At 38.2% G+C, this 19,426-nt stretch carries 22 protein-coding genes and 2 riboswitches; of the genes, 3 read left to right on the top strand and 19 right to left on the bottom strand.

The window, feature by feature from the left end; translation table 11 throughout:
• Positions 1-28: 28 nt before the first annotated feature.
• The 3 genes from ACNQFZ_RS14375 to hepT form a co-directional block, all read right to left on the bottom strand.
• Positions 29-799 carry a TIGR01457 family HAD-type hydrolase gene (locus ACNQFZ_RS14375; RefSeq protein WP_458412018.1) on the bottom strand — a complete coding sequence of 257 codons (771 nt, stop codon included), beginning with the start codon at positions 797-799 and terminating at the stop codon, positions 29-31.
• A gap of 125 nt (positions 800-924) precedes the next feature.
• Positions 925-1,551 (bottom strand): helix-turn-helix transcriptional regulator, encoded by a 627-nt coding sequence (locus tag ACNQFZ_RS14370; protein ID WP_458412017.1) that lies wholly within the window; start codon positions 1,549-1,551, stop codon positions 925-927.
• 91 nt (positions 1,552-1,642) lie between these two features.
• The gene (hepT, locus tag ACNQFZ_RS14365; protein WP_458412016.1) at positions 1,643-2,080 is read right to left on the bottom strand and encodes a type VII toxin-antitoxin system HepT family RNase toxin; all 438 of its coding nucleotides are present in this window, start codon (positions 2,078-2,080) and stop codon (positions 1,643-1,645) included.
• Between the two features lie 286 nt (positions 2,081-2,366).
• Here hepT and ACNQFZ_RS14360 point away from each other — a divergent pair, with 286 nt between their 5' ends.
• Both ACNQFZ_RS14360 and ACNQFZ_RS14355 read left to right on the top strand, forming a co-directional pair.
• Positions 2,367-2,639, top strand: coding sequence for a DUF3055 domain-containing protein (locus ACNQFZ_RS14360; protein ID WP_458415400.1), 273 nt, complete (start codon positions 2,367-2,369; stop codon positions 2,637-2,639).
• 139 nt (positions 2,640-2,778) lie between these two features.
• Positions 2,779-3,015 carry a cytosolic protein gene (locus tag ACNQFZ_RS14355; RefSeq protein ID WP_458415399.1) on the top strand — a complete coding sequence of 79 codons (237 nt, stop codon included), beginning with the start codon at positions 2,779-2,781 and terminating at the stop codon, positions 3,013-3,015.
• Positions 3,016-3,200: 185 nt separating this feature from the next.
• Here ACNQFZ_RS14355 and ACNQFZ_RS14350 read toward each other — a convergent pair whose 3' ends face one another.
• Positions 3,201-3,473, bottom strand: a complete 273-nt coding sequence (locus ACNQFZ_RS14350; RefSeq protein WP_458412015.1) for a YutD family protein — start codon at positions 3,471-3,473, stop codon at positions 3,201-3,203.
• A gap of 63 nt (positions 3,474-3,536) precedes the next feature.
• Complete coding sequence (gene lipA, locus ACNQFZ_RS14345) at positions 3,537-4,460, bottom strand: lipoyl synthase (protein ID WP_458412014.1); 924 nt, start codon at positions 4,458-4,460, stop codon at positions 3,537-3,539.
• 131 nt (positions 4,461-4,591) lie between these two features.
• On the opposite strand from lipA, the gene ACNQFZ_RS14340 reads away from it, so the two are divergent.
• On the top strand, positions 4,592-5,581 hold the full coding sequence (locus ACNQFZ_RS14340) for a M23 family metallopeptidase (protein ID WP_458412013.1): 990 nt from the start codon (positions 4,592-4,594) through the stop codon (positions 5,579-5,581).
• A gap of 43 nt (positions 5,582-5,624) precedes the next feature.
• Here ACNQFZ_RS14340 and yunB read toward each other — a convergent pair whose 3' ends face one another.
• From yunB to ACNQFZ_RS14270, 14 genes are all read right to left on the bottom strand, one after another.
• A complete protein-coding gene (yunB, locus tag ACNQFZ_RS14335; protein WP_458412012.1) occupies positions 5,625-6,380 on the bottom strand; it encodes a sporulation protein YunB in 756 nt (251 codons plus the stop codon).
• Positions 6,381-6,413: 33 nt separating this feature from the next.
• Positions 6,414-7,529, bottom strand: coding sequence for an HD-GYP domain-containing protein (locus tag ACNQFZ_RS14330; protein WP_458412011.1), 1,116 nt, complete (start codon positions 7,527-7,529; stop codon positions 6,414-6,416).
• A gap of 159 nt (positions 7,530-7,688) precedes the next feature.
• Positions 7,689-7,991: a YunC family protein gene (locus tag ACNQFZ_RS14325; protein WP_458415398.1), complete on the bottom strand. Its 303-nt coding sequence runs from the start codon at positions 7,989-7,991 to the stop codon at positions 7,689-7,691.
• 77 nt (positions 7,992-8,068) lie between these two features.
• On the bottom strand, positions 8,069-8,881 hold the full coding sequence (locus ACNQFZ_RS14320) for a sulfite exporter TauE/SafE family protein (RefSeq protein WP_458412010.1): 813 nt from the start codon (positions 8,879-8,881) through the stop codon (positions 8,069-8,071).
• Between the two features lie 103 nt (positions 8,882-8,984).
• Positions 8,985-10,382, bottom strand: a complete 1,398-nt coding sequence (gene sufB / locus ACNQFZ_RS14315) for a Fe-S cluster assembly protein SufB (protein ID WP_458412009.1) — start codon at positions 10,380-10,382, stop codon at positions 8,985-8,987.
• A 19-nt stretch (positions 10,383-10,401) separates the two neighbouring features.
• On the bottom strand, positions 10,402-10,854 hold the full coding sequence (gene sufU, locus ACNQFZ_RS14310) for a Fe-S cluster assembly sulfur transfer protein SufU (RefSeq protein WP_458412008.1): 453 nt from the start codon (positions 10,852-10,854) through the stop codon (positions 10,402-10,404).
• Positions 10,841-12,064, bottom strand: a complete 1,224-nt coding sequence (locus ACNQFZ_RS14305; protein ID WP_458412007.1) for a cysteine desulfurase — start codon at positions 12,062-12,064, stop codon at positions 10,841-10,843. The genes sufU and ACNQFZ_RS14305 overlap by 14 nt, the downstream gene beginning before the upstream one ends.
• Positions 12,064-13,365, bottom strand: a complete 1,302-nt coding sequence (gene sufD / locus ACNQFZ_RS14300; RefSeq protein ID WP_458412006.1) for a Fe-S cluster assembly protein SufD — start codon at positions 13,363-13,365, stop codon at positions 12,064-12,066. Before sufD ends, ACNQFZ_RS14305 begins: the two co-directional genes overlap by 1 nt.
• 21 nt (positions 13,366-13,386) lie before the next feature.
• Positions 13,387-14,169: a Fe-S cluster assembly ATPase SufC gene (sufC, locus tag ACNQFZ_RS14295; RefSeq protein WP_458412005.1), complete on the bottom strand. Its 783-nt coding sequence runs from the start codon at positions 14,167-14,169 to the stop codon at positions 13,387-13,389.
• Positions 14,170-14,500: 331 nt separating this feature from the next.
• The gene (locus ACNQFZ_RS14290; protein WP_458412004.1) at positions 14,501-15,370 is read right to left on the bottom strand and encodes a MetQ/NlpA family ABC transporter substrate-binding protein; all 870 of its coding nucleotides are present in this window, start codon (positions 15,368-15,370) and stop codon (positions 14,501-14,503) included.
• A 20-nt stretch (positions 15,371-15,390) separates the two neighbouring features.
• Positions 15,391-16,059 carry a methionine ABC transporter permease gene (locus ACNQFZ_RS14285; protein WP_458412003.1) on the bottom strand — a complete coding sequence of 223 codons (669 nt, stop codon included), beginning with the start codon at positions 16,057-16,059 and terminating at the stop codon, positions 15,391-15,393.
• Entirely contained in the window at positions 16,052-17,077 is a 1,026-nt protein-coding gene (locus ACNQFZ_RS14280; protein ID WP_458412002.1) for a methionine ABC transporter ATP-binding protein, read from the bottom strand. The genes ACNQFZ_RS14285 and ACNQFZ_RS14280 overlap by 8 nt, the downstream gene beginning before the upstream one ends.
• A gap of 110 nt (positions 17,078-17,187) precedes the next feature.
• Positions 17,188-17,301, bottom strand: a riboswitch (SAM riboswitch).
• A gap of 88 nt (positions 17,302-17,389) precedes the next feature.
• Positions 17,390-18,709, bottom strand: coding sequence for an O-acetylhomoserine aminocarboxypropyltransferase/cysteine synthase family protein (locus ACNQFZ_RS14275; protein WP_458412001.1), 1,320 nt, complete (start codon positions 18,707-18,709; stop codon positions 17,390-17,392).
• Between the two features lie 79 nt (positions 18,710-18,788).
• A riboswitch (SAM riboswitch) is annotated at positions 18,789-18,896 on the bottom strand.
• Positions 18,897-18,975: 79 nt separating this feature from the next.
• Positions 18,976-19,341: an SCP2 sterol-binding domain-containing protein gene (locus ACNQFZ_RS14270; RefSeq protein WP_458412000.1), complete on the bottom strand. Its 366-nt coding sequence runs from the start codon at positions 19,339-19,341 to the stop codon at positions 18,976-18,978.
• Positions 19,342-19,426 lie beyond the last annotated feature (85 nt).

The raw sequence follows: 19,426 nt of genomic DNA, 5'->3' as shown, positions 1-19,426 counted from the left end.
ACGGTTCTCATGTTCCATTTTTTGCTTCCTAAATTCTATCGATCCATTCGCTTAGTGTGTCCACTACATAGGTTGGTTGTTTTTCATACGTTGTCAACTTTTCCTTTGTTGTGACCCCAGTATGCACTAGAAGCGTATCTAAGCCTGCGCGCATGCCCGCTGCAATATCGGTATCATAGTTATCGCCAATCATCAGCGTCTCTTCCTTTTTTGCGCCGATCACCTGCAACGCTTGATCCATAATAATGGCTTCAGGTTTTCCAATATAAATAGGCACTACTCCAGTCGAAGCAGTAAATACTGATGTGATTGCTCCATTTCCGGGTACAAATCCACGTTCTGTTGGAAAAGCCATATCTGCATTTGTTGAAAGTAAAATAGCTCCCTTTCGAATGGCCAAGCAGCCTTTTGCTAATTTTTCATATGTTAACTCCCTGTCAATACCGACCACTACATAATCCGGATTTTCATCAACAAATGTGAACTTTTCCTCTGATAACGCATGGTGCAGCCCTTCTTCACCAATCATATAAATATTCGCGTCTTTGTTTTGCGATGCTATGTAGCTTGCTGTAGCCATGCTTGAAGTAAATACTTTTTCAGGGGTTGCTGGTATACCAAACGATAATAATTTTTCGGCAACTTGGTCTGGTCTTCTTGAAGAATTATTGGTTACAAATAAATATGGAATCTTATTTTCATGCAATGCCTTAACAAAATGAACGGCCTCTTCTATTCGTTCCGTACCACGGTACATCGTTCCGTCCAAATCGATTAAATAAGCTTGATACTTCTTCACGAACTCACACCTTTCTACTACTATTATGTATTAAAAGAGGCTGTCTCAAACGTGTGAAATCTACTAATCTGTAGATTTACAAAACACCCACTGGATGTCAGACGCTTGAGACAGCCTCTTAGAAATTACTTCATAATATGATATTGACAGGCACCATCGCCATCGCTCAAACATGCATGTCTAACAATCTTATCTGTACCCAGTACTTCTTTAAATAATTCAAGTTCACTGTGACATGCTGCTTGGTACTTATTAGCTACTAAGGCGATTGGGCAATTATGTTCTGAAAGCTCAAAGCTGCCGTCTTCATTCTTTTCAATATTAGCCATGTAACCTTTATCATTTTGAATTTGTACTAGCTGTTCAAGTCTTTCTTCCAAAGGTTTATGATCCAAACGTTTGATCAGCATTTCTCTCATACGGTTTTTACGTCTTTCAAACAACTGGTCTACCATTTCTTGGCCGCACAATTCTTCAATATCAGCTATAAATTCTAGAATGATATTTTTATAGTTTCGAGGGAATAGTTCTTCCCCTTCTTCTGACAGCTGATAAATGTTTAGAGGGCGCCCCATCGCTTGCCTAACTAGAATAGTCTCAACATAACGATCTTTTTCCAACGTATTTAAATGTCTCCGAACAGCCATTTCCGTAATTTGTAATTGGTTAGCCATTTCAGTGACAGTCATACGTCTGTTCATTTTCAACATTGTTAGAATTTCATCTCTTGTTGAAGATGAATTACTAGCCATTGACATCACCACCCTAGTTTACATTATAACACAAATTTCGACATTTCTATACTTCTATATTTATATACTATTGAATATTTTGTTAACACTTTTATCTTTTAAAGGTAGTGATGGATCCTAATTCATTTTCTAAATACTTTCTTACTTTATTGGGAAATACTTCTAGTGCCGCTTTATGTTCTTGCAATCCTTGTAAAACTTGTCCATGGTCAATATCTTCATAATTTTGGACCAACATTTTCCGGAAAGCAATAATTTCCTTTAAAGGCGCCTCGTCTTCGGCAGAGATGACTTTTTCATCCAATAAAATATCAATAATATCTTCATAGCTGCCTGGGTCCCGCATGATAAAGCCGTCAATCAAGTGATTGCCCACATCTAGCACAGTTTCAATTAAAAGATGAACAATTCGCTCTAATGCAAGCTTTTCAATCATTCCCTGCCAGCTTGGTTGTTCTTTAATAATTTTCAAGTTATTTTCAATAAGTTGCAAAAGCTGTTCAATTTTTTCACGGTCTACAAAATACAACAGAATCCACCTCACTATTTTTCATTATCTATATTATGTACTTTTTTATGTATATTTATTATTTTAGCACAGCCCCTTCCAATTTCGATATATTTTTGACACAATATCGACAAAATCCAACAGAATTTCTAGCTTGTCTCATTTTAGGATTTTTATTTGTTATAATAAAATGTTAGCTTATAAATTTTATGGAAATAATATCAATGTTGCATAATGCAGGACAAGTTGCCGTTATTCATGTAAAATAGACTTCAGGAAACCGAAGAACTCTTTGGAGGGGATTATTATTTCTGATTTTTTCTATCTTTATGATGATACAGTTGAATCAAAAACGAGATTTATTAGTTTTGTTGGGACTAAGCAAAGATTTGATTTAGCCATTATTCAAACAGATCGCTATTACGGAAAAAATATTGTTCTTGATACACAAAGCCATCGATTCGCAATTATTGGCCGTGATGATTTGAATGAACCAGGCTATCTGGAGTATATTTATAATCTCGATGAAGAGGATGCAGAGGATCTTCGACATTTCCTAATGGGGATCACTTCTGTATAAGATGAAATTGGATGAACTTTCACCACATGAAACCACCTCCTATAGATAATCTTATCTATAGGAGGTGGTTTTTTTGGCTGATAAGGTAACCGATAAGGATACTCGTCAAGAAAATAGTGATCTTTCAAATGTGGAAACAATGCGGAACTTTTTAATACCGGAGGAATTCCCTGATGGACCATATGGTTCATCCATTCGCCAGGATGCACCAGTGGAGTTGAAAAGTACTCCATGGGAAGAAGGGCAGCGTAGACACAGCGCATTTAACTATGAATTCAAGTCAATGCATCAAGACTTGCCAAGGCAATTTCCAGGGGCACATCCTACGCATGATGATAAGGATACAGACCATGAAATGCCGTATTCTACGCAATAAGATTGTAAAATAAGCAATATTCCACAAACCGAATATTGCTTCCTAAGTGATTGGACACTGCATAAGAATTAGAATGGCTAAGTCTCTAACCGTTCATCTTTTGCGATGTCCAATCAAACTTGTTCGCAATATTCGCTTTATGAAATATTGAATTGTGAATATCGTCTACTCTTACCCGTTTATTATTACCGCTTTACTTTTTTCATGACAAAATAAGCACAGCCGAAATTACAATATTCATATAAATACTCCTTCAGTGTGCCTATTTTCGTTTCCGGTGTTGCCTTTTGGTTAGAATCGTCAAAAAAACCTTTTAATCTTAGTTGGTTGTATCCCCAGTCACCAACTATATAGTCATATCTATTTAAAATATCACTGTAACGTTCTTTAATGGCTTCCTCATTAAATCCGTTGCGATAATCCTCTACAACTTCATATTGTATACCGTTAATTAACATCCTCTCACCTCATACCAACATTTTACCATATCCGTATTCAAACTACCTTATCCATGACATTTCTTAGGCATAGCTTTCATTGTCAAAATGGTTTTCTATTTTTCCTGTATTGCTGTTTTTAACAGCCGACTCAACCTGTTCATCGGCATGATAAGATGACCGCACAAGCGGCCCGGATTCACAGTGTTTAAACCCTTTTTCTAAGGCGATCCTTTTTAGCTTAGCAAATTCATCAGGATGATAATACTTTTCTACCGGCAAATGCTTTTTCGTTGGCTGTAAATATTGGCCAATCGTTAAAATATCAACATCATGCGCCCGCAAGTCATCCATTGCTTCGATGATTTCTTCGATCGTTTCGCCTAAGCCAATCATGATGCTCGACTTTGTTGGAACAGCTGGCTGAAATTGTTTGGCATTATATAGGAACTTAAGTGACCGGTCATATTTCGCTTTGGAACGAACCCGGTCTGATAAACGCCTTACTGTTTCAATATTATGATTTAAAATATCAGGCTTTGCTTCCATTAAAAGCTGTAAATTTTCAATCCTTCCACCTAAATCTGACGGCAATACTTCGATTGAAGTGAACGGCGAGCTTTTCCGAACCTCCCTGATTGTTTCAGCAAATATGGACGCACCGCCATCATCCAAATCATCGCGGGCAACAGCTGTAATGACAACATGCTTCAAATTCATTGCTTTTACAGAATCAGCAACCCTTTTCGGCTCCTCCCAGTCTGTTTCTGTAGGTAAACCAGTCTTAACTGCACAAAAACGACAAGCCCTTGTACACACATCACCAAGGATCATAAATGTCGCCGTTCTTCTTTGTCCCCAGCATTCATGAAGGTTCGGACATCTTGCCTCCTCACAAACGGTATGTAATTCCTTACCTCGCATCAGCTTTTTTAATTCCGTATAATTTTCATTTGTATTCAATTTTATTTTTAGCCATTCAGGTTTTCTTTTGTATTGACTCGACATTTTATCACTCCAATCCTCTATTACTATTGTGTTCAATTTACCATAAAGTTAACTTCATTTTCCAACTATTAATTTTTGATTTCTTTGCAAACTAAAAATATTATCTAAATGTGAAAGGGGAATTTGACGTTGTGAAACGAACAGTCATTTATATACTCACCCTTGCTTTTTGTTTGAGTATACACCCAAACATATCGAGAGCTGCACCAGCACCTGAAAATATTTATGTTGAAAGAATGGCTTTGTATAAAAAAATTGAAACCTTAACACAGATACCTTGGTATTACATCGCAGCCATCGATCAATACGAACGAAGTGTACGCCGGGCTCGTCGCGATATTCCTAAGGAAGAGGGCTTAATCGGCATTTATTTTCCCCCCCGGCAATGGGTGGGCCCGCTAAATCCTAAACTCGATGATAAAAACGCAAAATCGATTAAATTCTTCGGTGGAATGGGCCTTGACGGAAATGACGATGGATTAGCTGACCTTACTAATGATGAGGATGTTTTGTTTACATTTGCACATTATATTTCATCCTTTGGTTTTGATAAAAAAAATATTAAAATTGCACTTTGGGAATATTATCAACGTGATAAATCAGTTGGGATTATCGTAAACAATGCCCGATTATTTGAAGCATACGGCTTAAATATCACGGAAAAGCATGCCTTTCCTGTTCCGCTAAAATGGAATTATTCCTATCGGAGTACATGGGGAGATCGCCGAGGTTGGGGCGGTATTCGCATCCATGAAGGCACTGATATTTTTGCTGGTTATGGAACGCCGGTCCGTTCAACAACCTATGGGGTGATTGAGCTGAAGGGCTGGAATAAATATGGTGGTTGGCGCGTAGGTATTCGTGATCTTAATAATAATTACCACTACTATGCCCATTTATCAGGTTTTGAGGGAAAACTTAAGGCAGGGCAGCTTATCGAAGCAGGGCAAGTGATTGGATACGTTGGAAGCTCTGGTTATGGCCCGCCTGGAACATCGGGAAAGTTTCCTCCGCATCTGCATTATGGACTTTATAAGGACAACGGATTCACCGAATGGTCCTATGACCCATACCCACAATTGCGCAATTGGGAACGACAAGAACGGTATCGAAAAAAATAATGGAACACGGGGGGGTTCTCGTAGAACCGCCCCCCTCTTGTTCCTATGGGAGAGGCGCTTCAATGGAAGGATTTCCGCCTTCTCCGCTATTATAAAAGTATGGTACCTCACCTTGAATATTCCTTATATCAATTGGAATATTTGTTGTAACCGTCGTCATCTTGGATTCAAACGGAATGATGACTTTTAATTTAACCTTAATATGAATAAAAAGCTCGATTAATACATTATTAATGCCGTGCTCTGTCACTTTTTTAATAACATCGGAATTCACTTCCCCAACCATCGTAAAACGAACAGGGATGATTGGTCCCAGGTTGGCTAATAATACATTCCCACTAGACTGCCCTAAGGGAATTTCAGCAATAATGCCTTTTTTCTGATTCTGAGCTGGTACCTGTTGGTCTGAATAAAATTGTGATGGTGGAATTTCTCCTTTTTCTACAGCATGCAAATAATCTTGAACAGTTTGAGTTGTATCCCAAAGAAAGGTTCTCATCGCCGATGTATTCCAACCAATCGTTGAAATCCTGCCATCTTCCGATTTTTCAACAAGCACTAATTCATCAATTTTTTCAGTATCTTCAGCAATCTTTTTTCTTAACGCTTCATTAATAGCAAGGGTTGCAAATTGTTCTGCTTTGCTTTCAGCAATGCTCATTAAGGTCGGTTGAATTCCTTTATTTATAATCCATAAACCTTGGAAGGTGAAAAATACAAAGATTATAAATGTTAAAACTAAAACAACACGGAAAGGCAAGGGTCCTCTTCTTGAATAACGCCGCCTGAATTTTGCCAAAAAAAATCCCCCCTTACCAACAATCTATGTTTGTTACGGGAGGACTATTTCATTTTTTCCGATTAACGTTGTATCTGTTTCGACAATTATAATTGATAATTCTTTCATTAAATCTACTTCATATGGCCTTTGTAAGCGAACTCCGCTTTCTTCTAAAATTCTAACCACAGGTCGATCGCTTGTCCCAATATTTTGCTTAATAACAATGCCCCTTCGCCCATCATTTAAATGTACTGAAAGGCCAACAGGATATACGGCAATCGACTTTCGAAAGGCTTCAATCATGCCCTTCTCAAATAGCGTGTCAGCACCAGCATATAAGATTTCAAGACCTTCATTTGGTAGCATTGCTCGACGGTAGACGCGGTTTGATGTGATTGCGTCATAGACATCTGCTATTGCTACAATGCGGCTATAATAGTGAATATCATCACCGACCAATCCTCTAGGATAGCCGTTTCCATCTAACCGTTCATGGTGTTGATAAGCGCAGTGCGCCGCAACTAGAGGAATATTGGGAATATTTCTTAAAATATTAAAACCATCTTTAGAATGTTTTCTTACAACATCAAATTCTTCATTCGATAAATTACTCGGCTTTGTTAGAATTTCAAGGGGAACCAGTAGCTTGCCAACATCATGAAGCATCGCCCCCATCCCCAGTTCTTCCAATCGTTTTTGAGGTAATTTTAGTTCTACCCCAAGAGCAAGACTATAAATAGTGACATTTAATGAATGCGTAACTATGTACTGATCATGGGTGGAAATGTCTGTTAATAGGGAAATAATGTTCTTATGACCTTTTATTTGATCTAATATATCACGAACAACCATTGAAAACTTTTTATCTAATCGCTCACTAACAAATACTTTTGATAAAGAATCTCCACTTTTTACAATTTCAAATGTTTTTTCTATAGTTTTAATAGCTTCTTTGCGGGTTTCCTGGGTAATGGGAGGTTTTATATGAATGTCGTCTGTAAAAGAATCCAAGATATAAACATATGAAATTCCAAAATCTATTAATCGCTTAATCATTCGCTCCGTCAGCGGTATTCCGTTACTAATTAATACTTTCCCTTCGCCATTCAAGACAGGCATGGCTAGGGTCACACCCGGTGTTAATGAATTAGTTGCAATTATCCTCATCGTCTACCGTTCCCCTTAGTTTCCAAAATAATCACTATTTGCTTATATAATATCAAATTAATACTATAAGGAACAGAATTACATTAATAATATAAAAAAAATATCTGGGACCAATTCTCCCAGACACTTTAATTTAGCTTCAAGGAAGAAGTATGGTAGCTACAGCATCTTTAACAAAGCATCCTTCCCCTTCATTCCAACCTTTATTCCATATTTCTCAGCCTCTATGGTAACGGATTCGAGTGGAGCCTCAAGCAATTGTTCGATTGTCCTGACACCAACCGCTCTCCCGGCAATAATTCCTCGATCCCTTAGCTTTTCATTCAACAATGCCACATCTAAGGCACCACACATAATATATCCTTTATCTGAAGTCACAGCCAAAAAGTTTGTTTTAGGCAATGCAACTGTAATGGCCGTAAATTGCTGATTCTCAATTTTAATCGGCTCCATTTTAATCATATACACATCACACTCCCTTTCTATTATCACTTTATGAAGAATAGGAGAATACGTGTAGGTGATTGTCCGATTAATGATTAAATAATTAAACGAATGCCAATAATGATTAAGACAATACGCAAGACTTTAACTAAGGTATCAGCCTGTAAGCGTTGATTTATAATGGCACCCAATTTTGCTCCTATCCATGCCCCTGGTATCAAGGCAATGGCAATCCACCAATTGATATTACCGAGCGAAAAATGGGTATAGGAACTGACTGTGGACGATAGAAAAATAAGAAACATTGACGTCGCAACAGCAATATGCGGCGGGAAACGATATAATAACAACATAACCGGAACCATTAAGGATCCGCCACCGATTCCGAATAATCCCCCTAAAAAGCCCACGATAAAAGAAATAATGGTTGCAAAAATAATATGAAATCCGTATGTATTCGTATCCCCCCGCTCATCAACGCTCGTTCTAACAATCTGTAAACGGCTTGTGGAAGGTGCGATAGGCTTTAATTTTCCCCGAATCATTAATACAAACGAAATAAAGATAATAAAAATACCAAAATAAAGGTTAAACTCCTCTGCGTTTAAATATTTATTCGTCATCGCCCCGACAATCGAACCTGGAGCGCTGCCAATAAAAAATAATAATCCGCTAAGGTAATCTACCTTTTTCAGCTTTATGTACGTTAACGTAGAAGATAATCCGGTGGCTATAACGACTAACGATGAAGTCCCAACAGCAATTTGTGGTGATATATGACCAATCAACGCTGTATAGGTACTAATGAAAATCAAGGAAGGAACCGTAATGATCCCCCCGCCAAGACCAACTAAACCACCGATAACCCCTGATAACACCCCAACAATAAACAAAACTACCCATTCCATTCTAACTCACAACCCTCTCCCCTGCACTGCATGACCCAAATATAACAAAACTCGGGGCTGTTAAGCTAGCCCCGAGTCGAAAATTAGCGAAATATATTGAATATTAACCGATACTACCTTCCATTTCAAACTTGATTAAACGGTTCATTTCAACCGCATATTCCATTGGAAGTTCACGTGTAAATGGCTCGATAAAGCCCATAACGATCATTTCTGTTGCTTCTTGCTCTGAAATACCTCTACTCATAAGGTAGAACAATTGCTCTTCTGATACCTTAGAAACTTTCGCTTCATGTTCAAGCGAAATATTTTCTGTATGAACCTCATTATATGGAACTGTGTCTGACTTTGATTTATTATCCATAATCAATGTGTCACATTCAACATTTGCACGTGAGCCGTCTGCTTTAGGGCCAAATTTAACAACACCACGGTATGTTACATTACCGCCATGTTTAGAAATGGACTTAGATACAATTGTTGAAGATGTATTTGGTGCCAAGTGAATCATCTTCGCTCCTGCATCCTGATGCTGACCTGTACCGGCGATTGCAATGGAAAGTGTTAAGCCGCGTGCACCTTCACCCTTTAAGATACATGCAGGATATTTCATCGTTAACTTAGAGCCGATGTTACCATCAATCCATTCCATTGTACCGTTCTCGTCAACAGTTGTACGCTTCGTTACAAGGTTGTAGACGTTGTTGGCCCAGTTTTGAATTGTTGTATAACGACAGTATGCATTTTTACCTACGATAATTTCAACAACCGCACTATGCAATGAATTTGTTGTGTAAACAGGTGCTGTACATCCTTCAACATAATGCACAGATGCATCATCATCAACGATGATTAATGTTCTCTCAAATTGTCCCATGTTCTCTGAGTTAATGCGGAAATACGCTTGTAGCGGCGTATCTACCTTTACACCTTTTGGTACATAAATAAAGGATCCGCCAGACCATACAGCTGAATTTAACGCTGCAAATTTATTGTCAGCAGGTGGAACAACTGTACCAAAGTATTTTTTGAAAATATCTTCATTTTCTCTTAACGCAGAGTCTGTATCTTTGAAGACAATTCCTAATTCTTCAAGGTCTTGCTTCATATTATGATAAACAACCTCAGATTCATATTGTGCAGAAACACCAGCTAAATACTTCTGTTCTGCTTCTGGAATACCGAGTTTGTCAAATGTATTTTTAATTTCCTCTGGAACTTCATCCCATGACTTTTCAGATTTCTCAGAGGGCTTCACATAATAGGTAATTTCATCAAAATTTAATTCACTTAAATCTCCGCCCCATTGCGGCATTGGCATTTTATAAAATAAATCTAATGATTTTAAACGAAAATCAAGCATCCATTGTGGTTCTTGTTTCATTTTAGAGATTTCTTGAACAATCTCTTTTGTTAGTCCACGCTTGGACCTGAAAATTGAAACATCTTTATCCCTGAAGCCATATTTATAATCACCGATTTCCGGCATTTTCTTTGCCATCGTGATGTCCCCTCCTTATTTATTCTTCTTCGCCAAGTCCCTTTTCCATTGCCTTCCAGCATAATGTCGCACATTTAATTCGTGCCGGAAACTTCGCAACACCGGCTAAAGCCTCAATATCACCTAAATCTAAATCAGAGTCGTCGTACTCTTCACCTAACATCATTTTTGAAAAAATCTCGGCTAATCTTAGTGCCTTTTCAACCTTTAAGCCTTTAATAGCCTGGCTCATCATAGAAGCAGAAGACATGCTGATTGAACAACCTTCACCATCAAATTTAACATCTGTAACAATGCCATTATCAACCTTTAATTGCAATTGAATGCGGTCGCCACAGGTTGGATTGTTCATATTAATCGTAATGTCACTTTCATCTTCCATTTCCCCACGGTTACGAGGATTTTTATAATGGTCCATAATCACTTTACGATACAGCGTATCTAAATCAATATTTCTATTAATAGAGGACATTTCCAAAATACTCCTTTGTCTTTATTAATGCTTTAACAAAGACGTCTATTTCTTCTTCGGTATTATAAAGATAAAAGCTGGCACGAGCAGTCGCTGAAACTTTTAACCATTTCATAAGCGGTTGGGCACAATGATGACCTGCACGAACAGCAATTCCTTCCGCATCAAGAACGGTGGCCACATCATGTGGATGAACATCATCGATATTAAATGTTACAAGCCCAGCTCTTTCCTTTGGTCCAAAAATTGTAACACCCTCAACTGCGCCCACTTTTTCCATTGCATAATGAGCAAGCTTATGTTCATACTCGGCAATTTTATCCATACCAATTTCTTCTAAAAAGTCAATGGCTGCACCTAAGCCAATCGCACCAGCGATGATTGGTGTCCCACCTTCGAATTTCCACGGAAGTTCTTTCCATGTGGAATCAAATAAATCTACAAAGTCAATCATTTCGCCGCCAAACTCAATCGGCTCCATTTTTTCCAATAATGCTTTCTTACCGTATAAGGCACCAATTCCAGTCGGTCCGCACATTTTGTGACCGGAGAATGCATAAAAATCACAATCTAAATCTTGAACATCAATCTTCATATGTGGTGTGCTTTGTGCGCCATCCACGACCATAACAGCACCATTTTTATGTGCGATTGCTGCGATTTCTTTAATTGGATTAATTGTTCCTAAAACGTTAGAAACATAGGTTACAGAAACAATCTTTGCATTTGAAGTGACTGTTTTTTCAACATCAGCTAAATCAATCGTGCCATCCTCTTGCAATGGAATATATTTTAGCGTGGCCCCTGTTGCCTTTGCGAGCTGTTGCCATGGAATAATATTACTATGATGCTCCATCGGTGTGATGACAATTTCATCGCCTTCTCCGACATTAGCTCTCCCGAAGCTAGCCGCTACCGTATTTAAACCGGTTGTTGTACCACGAAGAAAGACAATTTCTTGCACTGATTTTGCATTAAGAAACTTTCTAACCTTCTCACGTGCGCCCTCATACCCATCGGTAGCTAAAGTACCTAGAGTATGTACGCCGCGATGTACGTTAGAGTTATATTCACGATAATAGCGGTCCACTGCCTCAATGACTTGTACCGGCTTCTGAGAAGTTGCCGCGCTATCTAAATACACAAGTGGATGATTATTAACTTGTTGATGTAGAATTGGGAATTGTTTACGAATTTCTTGAATATTCATTATCGAACTTTCCTTTCAATCACTTCAACTAGCTGATTTTTTACATTTTCAATCGCTAATTCATTGACAACAGGCTTTAAGAATCCATGAATAATCAGGCGTTCTGCTTCTTTCTTTTGAATTCCGCGGCTCATTAAATAGTAAAGCTGTACTGGGTCAACACGGCCCACAGAAGCAGCATGTCCTGCCATAACATCATCTTCGTCAATTAATAGAATTGGGTTGGCGTCGCCTCGAGCCTTCTCGCTTAACATAAGAATACGTGACGTTTGTTCGGCATTTGACTTCGTTGCACCATGTTCAATTTTACCAATTCCATTAAAAATATTTGTAGCTTCATCCTTCACAACACCGTGATTTAGAATGTTTCCTTCAGAATATTTACCAAAATGGATGATCTTTGTTGTGATGTTTTGCTTTTGATCACCACGTCCGACAGTGACTGTTTTTGAATCAGCAAAAGAGCCGTCGCCTTTTAAATTTGTTACATTTTCAGAAATGGTATTACCGTCATTCATTTGGCCTAAGGCCCACTCTATTCTAGCGTCACGGCCCACAACGCCGCGGCGATTGACATAAGTTGTCATTCCCTTTGCAAAATGGTCAACTGCACCATAATGAACCTTTGCATTTGTACCAACAATAACTTCTGCAATAATATTAGCAACATTTTCTTTTTGTTCTAAAGAAAGGTAATTTTCAATATAAGTAACAGAACTATTGTCTTCAGCAACAACAATGACATGGTTGAAAAGTGCCATATCTTCGTCTTGCCAATTGATGACTTGCAGCGGTTCCTTCACTTCCACATTTTTTGGTACATAAATAAATGTACCACCGTTCATTAAAGCGGCATGGAGCGCTGTAAGCTTATGCTCATCAACACGCACTGCTTTTGTCATAAAATATTTTTGAAGTAGTTCACTATGTTTTGATGCTGCTGTCACAATATCAGTAAAAATAACACCTTGCTTTGAAAGTTCTTCTGATATAGTAGTATATGCAACAGAGCCATTCCGTTGAATGAGCAAGTTTTGTTCTTTTGCATCGACATTAATCAACGCTTTTATATCTTCTGGGAGCTGATCTAAAGAAACGATGGTCTCCTTTTTTACACCGTGCTTGAAATTGGTGAAATTCCAATTATCAATTTTTGTTTTATCTGCTTTTGGCAGTGGCAGTCCGTTTACTTTTTGAATAGCCTCAAGGCGAATCGTTTTTAACCAATCAGGCTCACCGAAATTATTGGATAATGAACTTACATACTCAGAATCGTATGGAAGTTTTGTTTCGACCGTCATCAAAATCCCTCCTCACTACTATTAAGCGTCTTGACCTACTGTTTCGTCTTCGATTCCTAACTCTTTTTTGATCCAATCGTATCCTTCCGCTTCCAAGCGCTCTGCTAATTCTGTTCCGCCTGTCTTAACAATACGGCCTTGCATCATTACATGCACAACATCAGGTGTAATGTAGTTCAATAAACGTTGGTAGTGAGTAATCATAATGCAGCCAAAGTCTTCGCCGCGCATTTCATTAATACCTTTTGAAACAACCTTCAAGGCGTCAATATCAAGGCCTGAATCGATTTCGTCTAAAATTGCAATTTTCGGTTGTAGCATCATTAATTGCAGAATTTCGTTACGTTTTTTCTCTCCGCCGGAGAAACCTTCGTTTAAGTAGCGTTGCGCCATATTAAGATCCATATCTAAAAACTGCATTTTTTCGTCCATTGAACGAATAAATTTCATTAATGAAATTTCATTTCCTTCGCCGCGACGAGAGTTAATGGCAGATCTCAAAAAGTCAGAGTTTGTAACACCAGTAATTTCACTTGGATATTGCATCGCTAAAAATAAGCCTGCACGAGCACGCTCATCTACTGCCATCTCTAGTACATCTTTTCCGTCCAATGTAATACTACCTTTTGTTACTGTATATTTAGGATGTCCCATGATTGAGGAAGAAAGCGTAGATTTTCCTGTACCGTTAGGACCCATGATGGCATGGATTTCGCCGCCCTTCACTTCAAGGTTAACGCCTTTTAAAATTTCTTTTCCCTCAATCTCAACATGTAGATCTTTAATTGATAAAGTAGACGACATATATATACCTCCATATTATCATAGCCCCTTTATTTACAATGTTTTAAATAAAAGGTAACTATCATTCTCAATCTATTCTCATTCTAATCTTATACCAAATGAAACAACTGCGCAACTATGAGTTAACTCCATTAAAACACTATTTATATTGTAAAGTATAGAAAGTAATCCATTATTTTTTTTAGTTTCTGTAATCTTGTATAAAACATGCTTATGATTTCACTACTATTCATTTATTGGAAATGAGAATAACACACCCTGTTCAGCACAAATAGACATGAGGGGCACAATACATGCGCCCTCATGTCTACTAAGAGTTATTTATCCATCATTACTTTGAAGCTGGAATAACAGCACCTTTGTATGTTTCTTTAATAAAGTCCTGAATTTCTTTAGATTGTAAAACTTCTACTAACGTTTTAATTTCCGGACGATTTTCATCACCTGCACGAACCGCCACAACATTTACATAAGGATTATTTTCTGGAGATTCAACTGCAATTGGATCTTTGGCAGGGTCTAAACCAGCATCAAGCGCATAGTTCGCATTGATTAACACGGCATCTCCTTCACCATTTTTAAATACTTGTGGTAAAAGTCCTGCTTCAACATCTGCAACAAACTCTAATTTCTTAGGGTTTTCTACGATATCATCAACAGTTGCTGTTGTTTTATCAACGCCTTCTTTTAACTTGATTAATCCTTTTTCTTCAAGCAATGATAACATCCGGCCATGGTCAGCAACAGAGTTACTCATAATGATTTTTGCACCTTCTGGTAGTTCCTCAAGTGACTTATATTTTTGTGAATAAACACCGATTGGCTCAATATGAATGCCGCCAGCATTTACAAAATCATAACCAAATTCCTTTTTTGCTGCTTCTAAGAAAGGTATATGTTGAAAATAGTTAGCATCAAGTTCTTTCTCATTTAAAGCTTTGTTCGGTAAAATGTAATCTTGGAACGTTTCAATTTTAAGATCGATTCCCTTTTCAGCTAAGATTGGTTTAGCATGTTCCAAAATTTCAGCATGCGGCACATTGGATGCCCCTACAACTAATTTAACAGGCTCCGCTGCTTTTTCATTTGTAGCAGCCCCTTGTTTGTCCCCTGTTGATTCCTCTTTTTGATTTCCCCCACCACAGGCTGCAAGTGCAAAAATAACAAACAGTGATGTCAATAAAAGCAATAATTTTTTCATTCGTATAACCCCCTTTGATGTTATCTTTTATCTATTTTAGAAGTGACAATGTCACCAATAAACTGAATGATAAACACAATAACTAATATTAAAATTGTCGAAAAAATAGTCACATCATTATGATTACGCTGAAAACCCTCTAAATATGCAAGGTTACCAAGACCGCCTGCCCCTACTACACCGGCCATCGCTGTATAGCCGACAAGCGCAATTGCTGTAACGGTTATCCCGGAAATTAAAGCTGGCATTGATTCTGGCAAAAGTACTTTGAGTATAATGGTACTTGTTTTTGCCCCCATTGCTCTCGCTGCTTCTAAAACGCCTTTGTCAATTTCCCTTAAGGCAATTTCCACCATTCTCGCATAGAATGGTGCCGCACCAATGATCAAAGCCGGTAGAGCAGCATTGGCACCAAGCATGGTACCTACTACGACTTTTGTAAATGGAATTAGCAATATAATCAGGATAATAAAGGGAATGGATCTGAAAATATTCACAAATGCAGCAACAATTGTGTTAATTGTTTTATTCTCCCAAATATTACCTTTTGCGGTTAGAAATAATAAAAGTCCAAGAATAATACCAAGAATAAAGGTCGACACGACAGAAATCCCTGTCATATAGAAGGTTTCAACTGTGGCTTCCCACATTTTTTCCCAATTCACGTTTGGCAGCAATGTCTCAAGCATTGTCGATCACCTCCACTTCCACGTTTTGTTCACGGATGTAGGTAATCGCTTGTTCGATTTCTGATTCTTCCCCATCGAGATGAATGAACAAGGTTCCGTAAGCGCCGCTCTGTGTTTGCGAAACTTTACCTTGAAGAATATTAACATTAATCGCAAATTTACGGATCAAATCATTTATGAGCGGCTGTTCAGCATCGTCTCCAACGAATGCGAGCTGAATAACCTTACCGTTCGGATATTTTTCCAACAAGTGGTCAATCGTCTCCCTTGTTTCTTCAGGCTCTGTCACTTGTTTAACAAACCGCCTTGTAATGGACTGCTGTGGTTTACGGAATACTTCAAGCACAGGTCCTTGTTCAACGATTCGACCATTTTCCATAACCGACACTTCATGACAAATTTTGCGAATAACATGCATTTCATGCGTAATCAGCACAATTGTCAGCCCCAGCTTTTCATTAATATCAACAAGCAAATCTAGGATTTGGTCGGTTGTTTGTGGGTCAAGTGCTGAAGTGGCTTCATCACATAAGAGCACTTTCGGACGATTCGCTAAGGCTCTTGCAATGCCAACCCGCTGTTTTTGGCCACCACTAAGCTGTGATGGATAGGCGTCTTCCCTACCCTCTAACCCTACTAGTTTAATAAGCTCGTCCACTCTTTTCATTCGTTCAGCCTTATCAACCCCGGCTATTTCAAGTGGAAAAGCAATATTTTCCCGAACCGTTCGTGACCATAGTAGATTAAAGTGTTGAAAAATCATCCCGATTTCTTGTCGGGCTTTTCTGAGTTCTGCACCACTAATCTTTGTTAAATCCCGGCCTGCAACTTCCACCGTTCCGGTAGTTGCCCGCTCCAGTCTATTCAATAAACGAATCAGCGTGCTTTTACCAGCACCACTATATCCGATTATACCGTATATTTCACCTTTGTTGATTGTTAAATCAACATCGTTGACGGCCCTGACTTCGCCAACTTTTGTTTTAAAAATCTTTCCGACACCTTTTAAAGTAATCATGCTAATCGTTCACCTTCTCCCATAGCTATTATACACTTTTCACTATGATGATACTATAATAGAAAAAGCCTTTCTGCAGATAAGCAGAAAGGCATTATGATCATCCCTTTCTCTCATCTTCCGAAGTGATAACCTTCGGTGTGAATTGGCACCATGTCATGATTTTAAGCCTGACGGTTGCCGGGTTTCATAGGGCACAATCCCTCCACCTCTCTGGATAAGAGTTTATAAGCGTTATATTAATATAGTAGCACGTTTGAAATTTTAGCATGGACCTCTTCAAAGTGTCAATGTAAATATTTAACTTGATAATTAGTTCGCCGCACTTGTTTTTCCAGATGTAATTCCTGTTGCTTTTTCAATTGCTTGTTCTAAGTCTTCTAATATATCATCAATATTTTCAATTCCAATAGATAAACGGATTAAATCTTCGGTTACTCCGGATTCCTTCAGTTCTTCCTCATTTAGTTGTGAATGAGTTGTGCTCGCTGGATGGATAATTAAGCTTTTTGCATCTCCAACGTTCGCAACATGTGACCAAAGCTGGACGCTGTTAATTAATTTAGCGCCTGCTTCGCGTCCACCCTTAATACCGAAGACGACAACAGAGCCCGCACCTTTAGGTAAATATTTTGCTACATAAGAATGAGATGGATGATTTTCTAGTTCAGGATGCAACACCCATTCAACCGCAGGATGGTTCTGTAAATACTCAAGCACTTTTCGAGTGTTGGCAATATGCTCTTTCATACGAACATGTAATGTTTCCAGTCCTAAGCTTAATTGGAAAGCAGCAAATGGGCTTAATGCCGGACCCATGTCACGTAACAACTGCACTCTTGCTTTAATAATGAAAGCAGCAGCACCGATATCTCTTGCATATACAAGACCGTTATAGCTAGGATCTGGAGTTGTAAATCCAGGGAATTTTGGTGAATTCCAATCAAACTTACCGCCATCTACAATCACACCGCCAAGTGTTGTACCGTTGCCGCCAATCCATTTTGTTGCAGAGTGAACAACAATATCTGCTCCGAATTCGATTGGTCTGCAAAGATATGGAGTTGCAAAGGTATTGTCGACGATTAACGGAATTCCTGCTTCGTGTGCAATGTTCGCAACAGCTTCAATATCTAACACTTGTAAGCTTGGATTGCCAATTGTTTCTGAAAAAATTGCTTTTGTTTTATCAGTAATGGCCGCTTTAAAATTTTCTGGATCTATTGGATCAACAAATTTAACATCAATTCCATATTTCGGAAGTGTGTGTGCAAATAAATTATGCGTACCACCGTAAATCGATGAAGCGGCTATAATTTCATCCCCAGCTCCAGCGATATTTAAGATAGATAAAGTAATCGCTGAAGATCCACTTGCTACTGATAAAGCACCAACCCCACCTTCTAAAAGAGCAATTCTTTCTTCAAAGACTGTGCAAGTTGGATTGTGAATTCTAGTATATATGTAGCCTGGCTCAGCTAATGAAAATAAGTTCGCTGCATGATCTGCATCCTTAAATAAATAAGCGTTTGATGGATAAATGGCTGTACCTTGTGCGCGAGTTCCTTCATCAAGTTGTAAGCCACCATGTATTCCTAATGTTTCAATTCGATAATTTTTTTGTTCACTCATTCATAACATCTCCCTTTTTTTAATGTAAATGTAAAATACCCCTCTTCAGATAAGAAGAGGGGTTGAATATTCAACGCTCAACTTATCTTTCAGAGCATCTGCTCTGTTGGAATTGGCACCGTGTTTTTAATTAAAAACCGGTTGCCGGGCTTCATAGGGCCAGTCCCTCCACCTCTCTAGATAAGAAAAAATTGTTCATTAGTATTTAATTTAGATAAATACTATCACTTATCTTCACACTTGTCAAACTATTTTAAAAATAAAAATTATACTTTAATTGTCATCGTTTCTGAGGCACAGCAATATAACAATGATTCTATTTTTAAAAGATAACGGAATCTTCCCTCTACAGAGATTTCACCTCTTCTTTTTAACTCCTGTAATTTTACTCTTCCTTCAATTAACTCGAGGAGAGCCATAGAATCACCGCGAATAATTAAAGAATATTCTTCTGCATGCTCCACAGCTAATTGAGCTTCTTTTCCATTCAATGTTATCGCAACTTCATTTTGATCTGTCGAACTAAATTTCACTGATATTTTTTCATCTTCTAGTAATGGTATTATATGAGAAGCATATGTAAGGCGGCCGATGAAATCCATTAACGCTTTTTTAAAATTAATCTCTCCCATTTTTCCACACCCTATTTCAGTCTCTAATTCTCTTACCTACATATTCTTCAAATATCTTGATTACCCTTGAATATTAGTTCGACAA

Source organism: Schinkia acidoalkalinis, assembly GCF_054301215.1.
The sequence above is the reverse complement of the archived record's forward strand: the minus strand, read 5'-3'. Positions and strand labels throughout refer to the sequence as shown.

What these genes read in the sequence shown, in the direction of transcription:
- ACNQFZ_RS14370 (WP_458412017.1), bottom strand. Translation starts at nt 1,551, where the DNA reads ATGGCTAGTAATTCATCTTCAACAAGAGATGAAATTCTAACAATGTTG.
- ACNQFZ_RS14355 (WP_458415399.1), top strand. Translation starts at nt 2,779, where the DNA reads ATGCGGAACTTTTTAATACCGGAGGAATTCCCTGATGGACCATATGGT.
- ACNQFZ_RS14350 (WP_458412015.1), bottom strand. Translation starts at nt 3,473, where the DNA reads ATGTTAATTAACGGTATACAATATGAAGTTGTAGAGGATTATCGCAAC.
- lipA (WP_458412014.1), bottom strand. Translation starts at nt 4,460, where the DNA reads ATGTCGAGTCAATACAAAAGAAAACCTGAATGGCTAAAAATAAAATTG.
- ACNQFZ_RS14330 (WP_458412011.1), bottom strand. Translation starts at nt 7,529, where the DNA reads ATGAGGATAATTGCAACTAATTCATTAACACCGGGTGTGACCCTAGCC.
- ACNQFZ_RS14325 (WP_458415398.1), bottom strand. Translation starts at nt 7,991, where the DNA reads ATGATTAAAATGGAGCCGATTAAAATTGAGAATCAGCAATTTACGGCC.
- ACNQFZ_RS14320 (WP_458412010.1), bottom strand. Translation starts at nt 8,881, where the DNA reads ATGGAATGGGTAGTTTTGTTTATTGTTGGGGTGTTATCAGGGGTTATC.
- sufB (WP_458412009.1), bottom strand. Translation starts at nt 10,382, where the DNA reads ATGGCAAAGAAAATGCCGGAAATCGGTGATTATAAATATGGCTTCAGG.
- sufU (WP_458412008.1), bottom strand. Translation starts at nt 10,854, where the DNA reads ATGTCCTCTATTAATAGAAATATTGATTTAGATACGCTGTATCGTAAA.
- ACNQFZ_RS14305 (WP_458412007.1), bottom strand. Translation starts at nt 12,064, where the DNA reads ATGAATATTCAAGAAATTCGTAAACAATTCCCAATTCTACATCAACAA.
- sufD (WP_458412006.1), bottom strand. Translation starts at nt 13,365, where the DNA reads ATGACGGTCGAAACAAAACTTCCATACGATTCTGAGTATGTAAGTTCA.
- sufC (WP_458412005.1), bottom strand. Translation starts at nt 14,169, where the DNA reads ATGTCGTCTACTTTATCAATTAAAGATCTACATGTTGAGATTGAGGGA.
- ACNQFZ_RS14290 (WP_458412004.1), bottom strand. Translation starts at nt 15,370, where the DNA reads ATGAAAAAATTATTGCTTTTATTGACATCACTGTTTGTTATTTTTGCA.
- ACNQFZ_RS14285 (WP_458412003.1), bottom strand. Translation starts at nt 16,059, where the DNA reads ATGCTTGAGACATTGCTGCCAAACGTGAATTGGGAAAAAATGTGGGAA.
- ACNQFZ_RS14280 (WP_458412002.1), bottom strand. Translation starts at nt 17,077, where the DNA reads ATGATTACTTTAAAAGGTGTCGGAAAGATTTTTAAAACAAAAGTTGGC.
- ACNQFZ_RS14275 (WP_458412001.1), bottom strand. Translation starts at nt 18,709, where the DNA reads ATGAGTGAACAAAAAAATTATCGAATTGAAACATTAGGAATACATGGT.
- ACNQFZ_RS14270 (WP_458412000.1), bottom strand. Translation starts at nt 19,341, where the DNA reads ATGGGAGAGATTAATTTTAAAAAAGCGTTAATGGATTTCATCGGCCGC.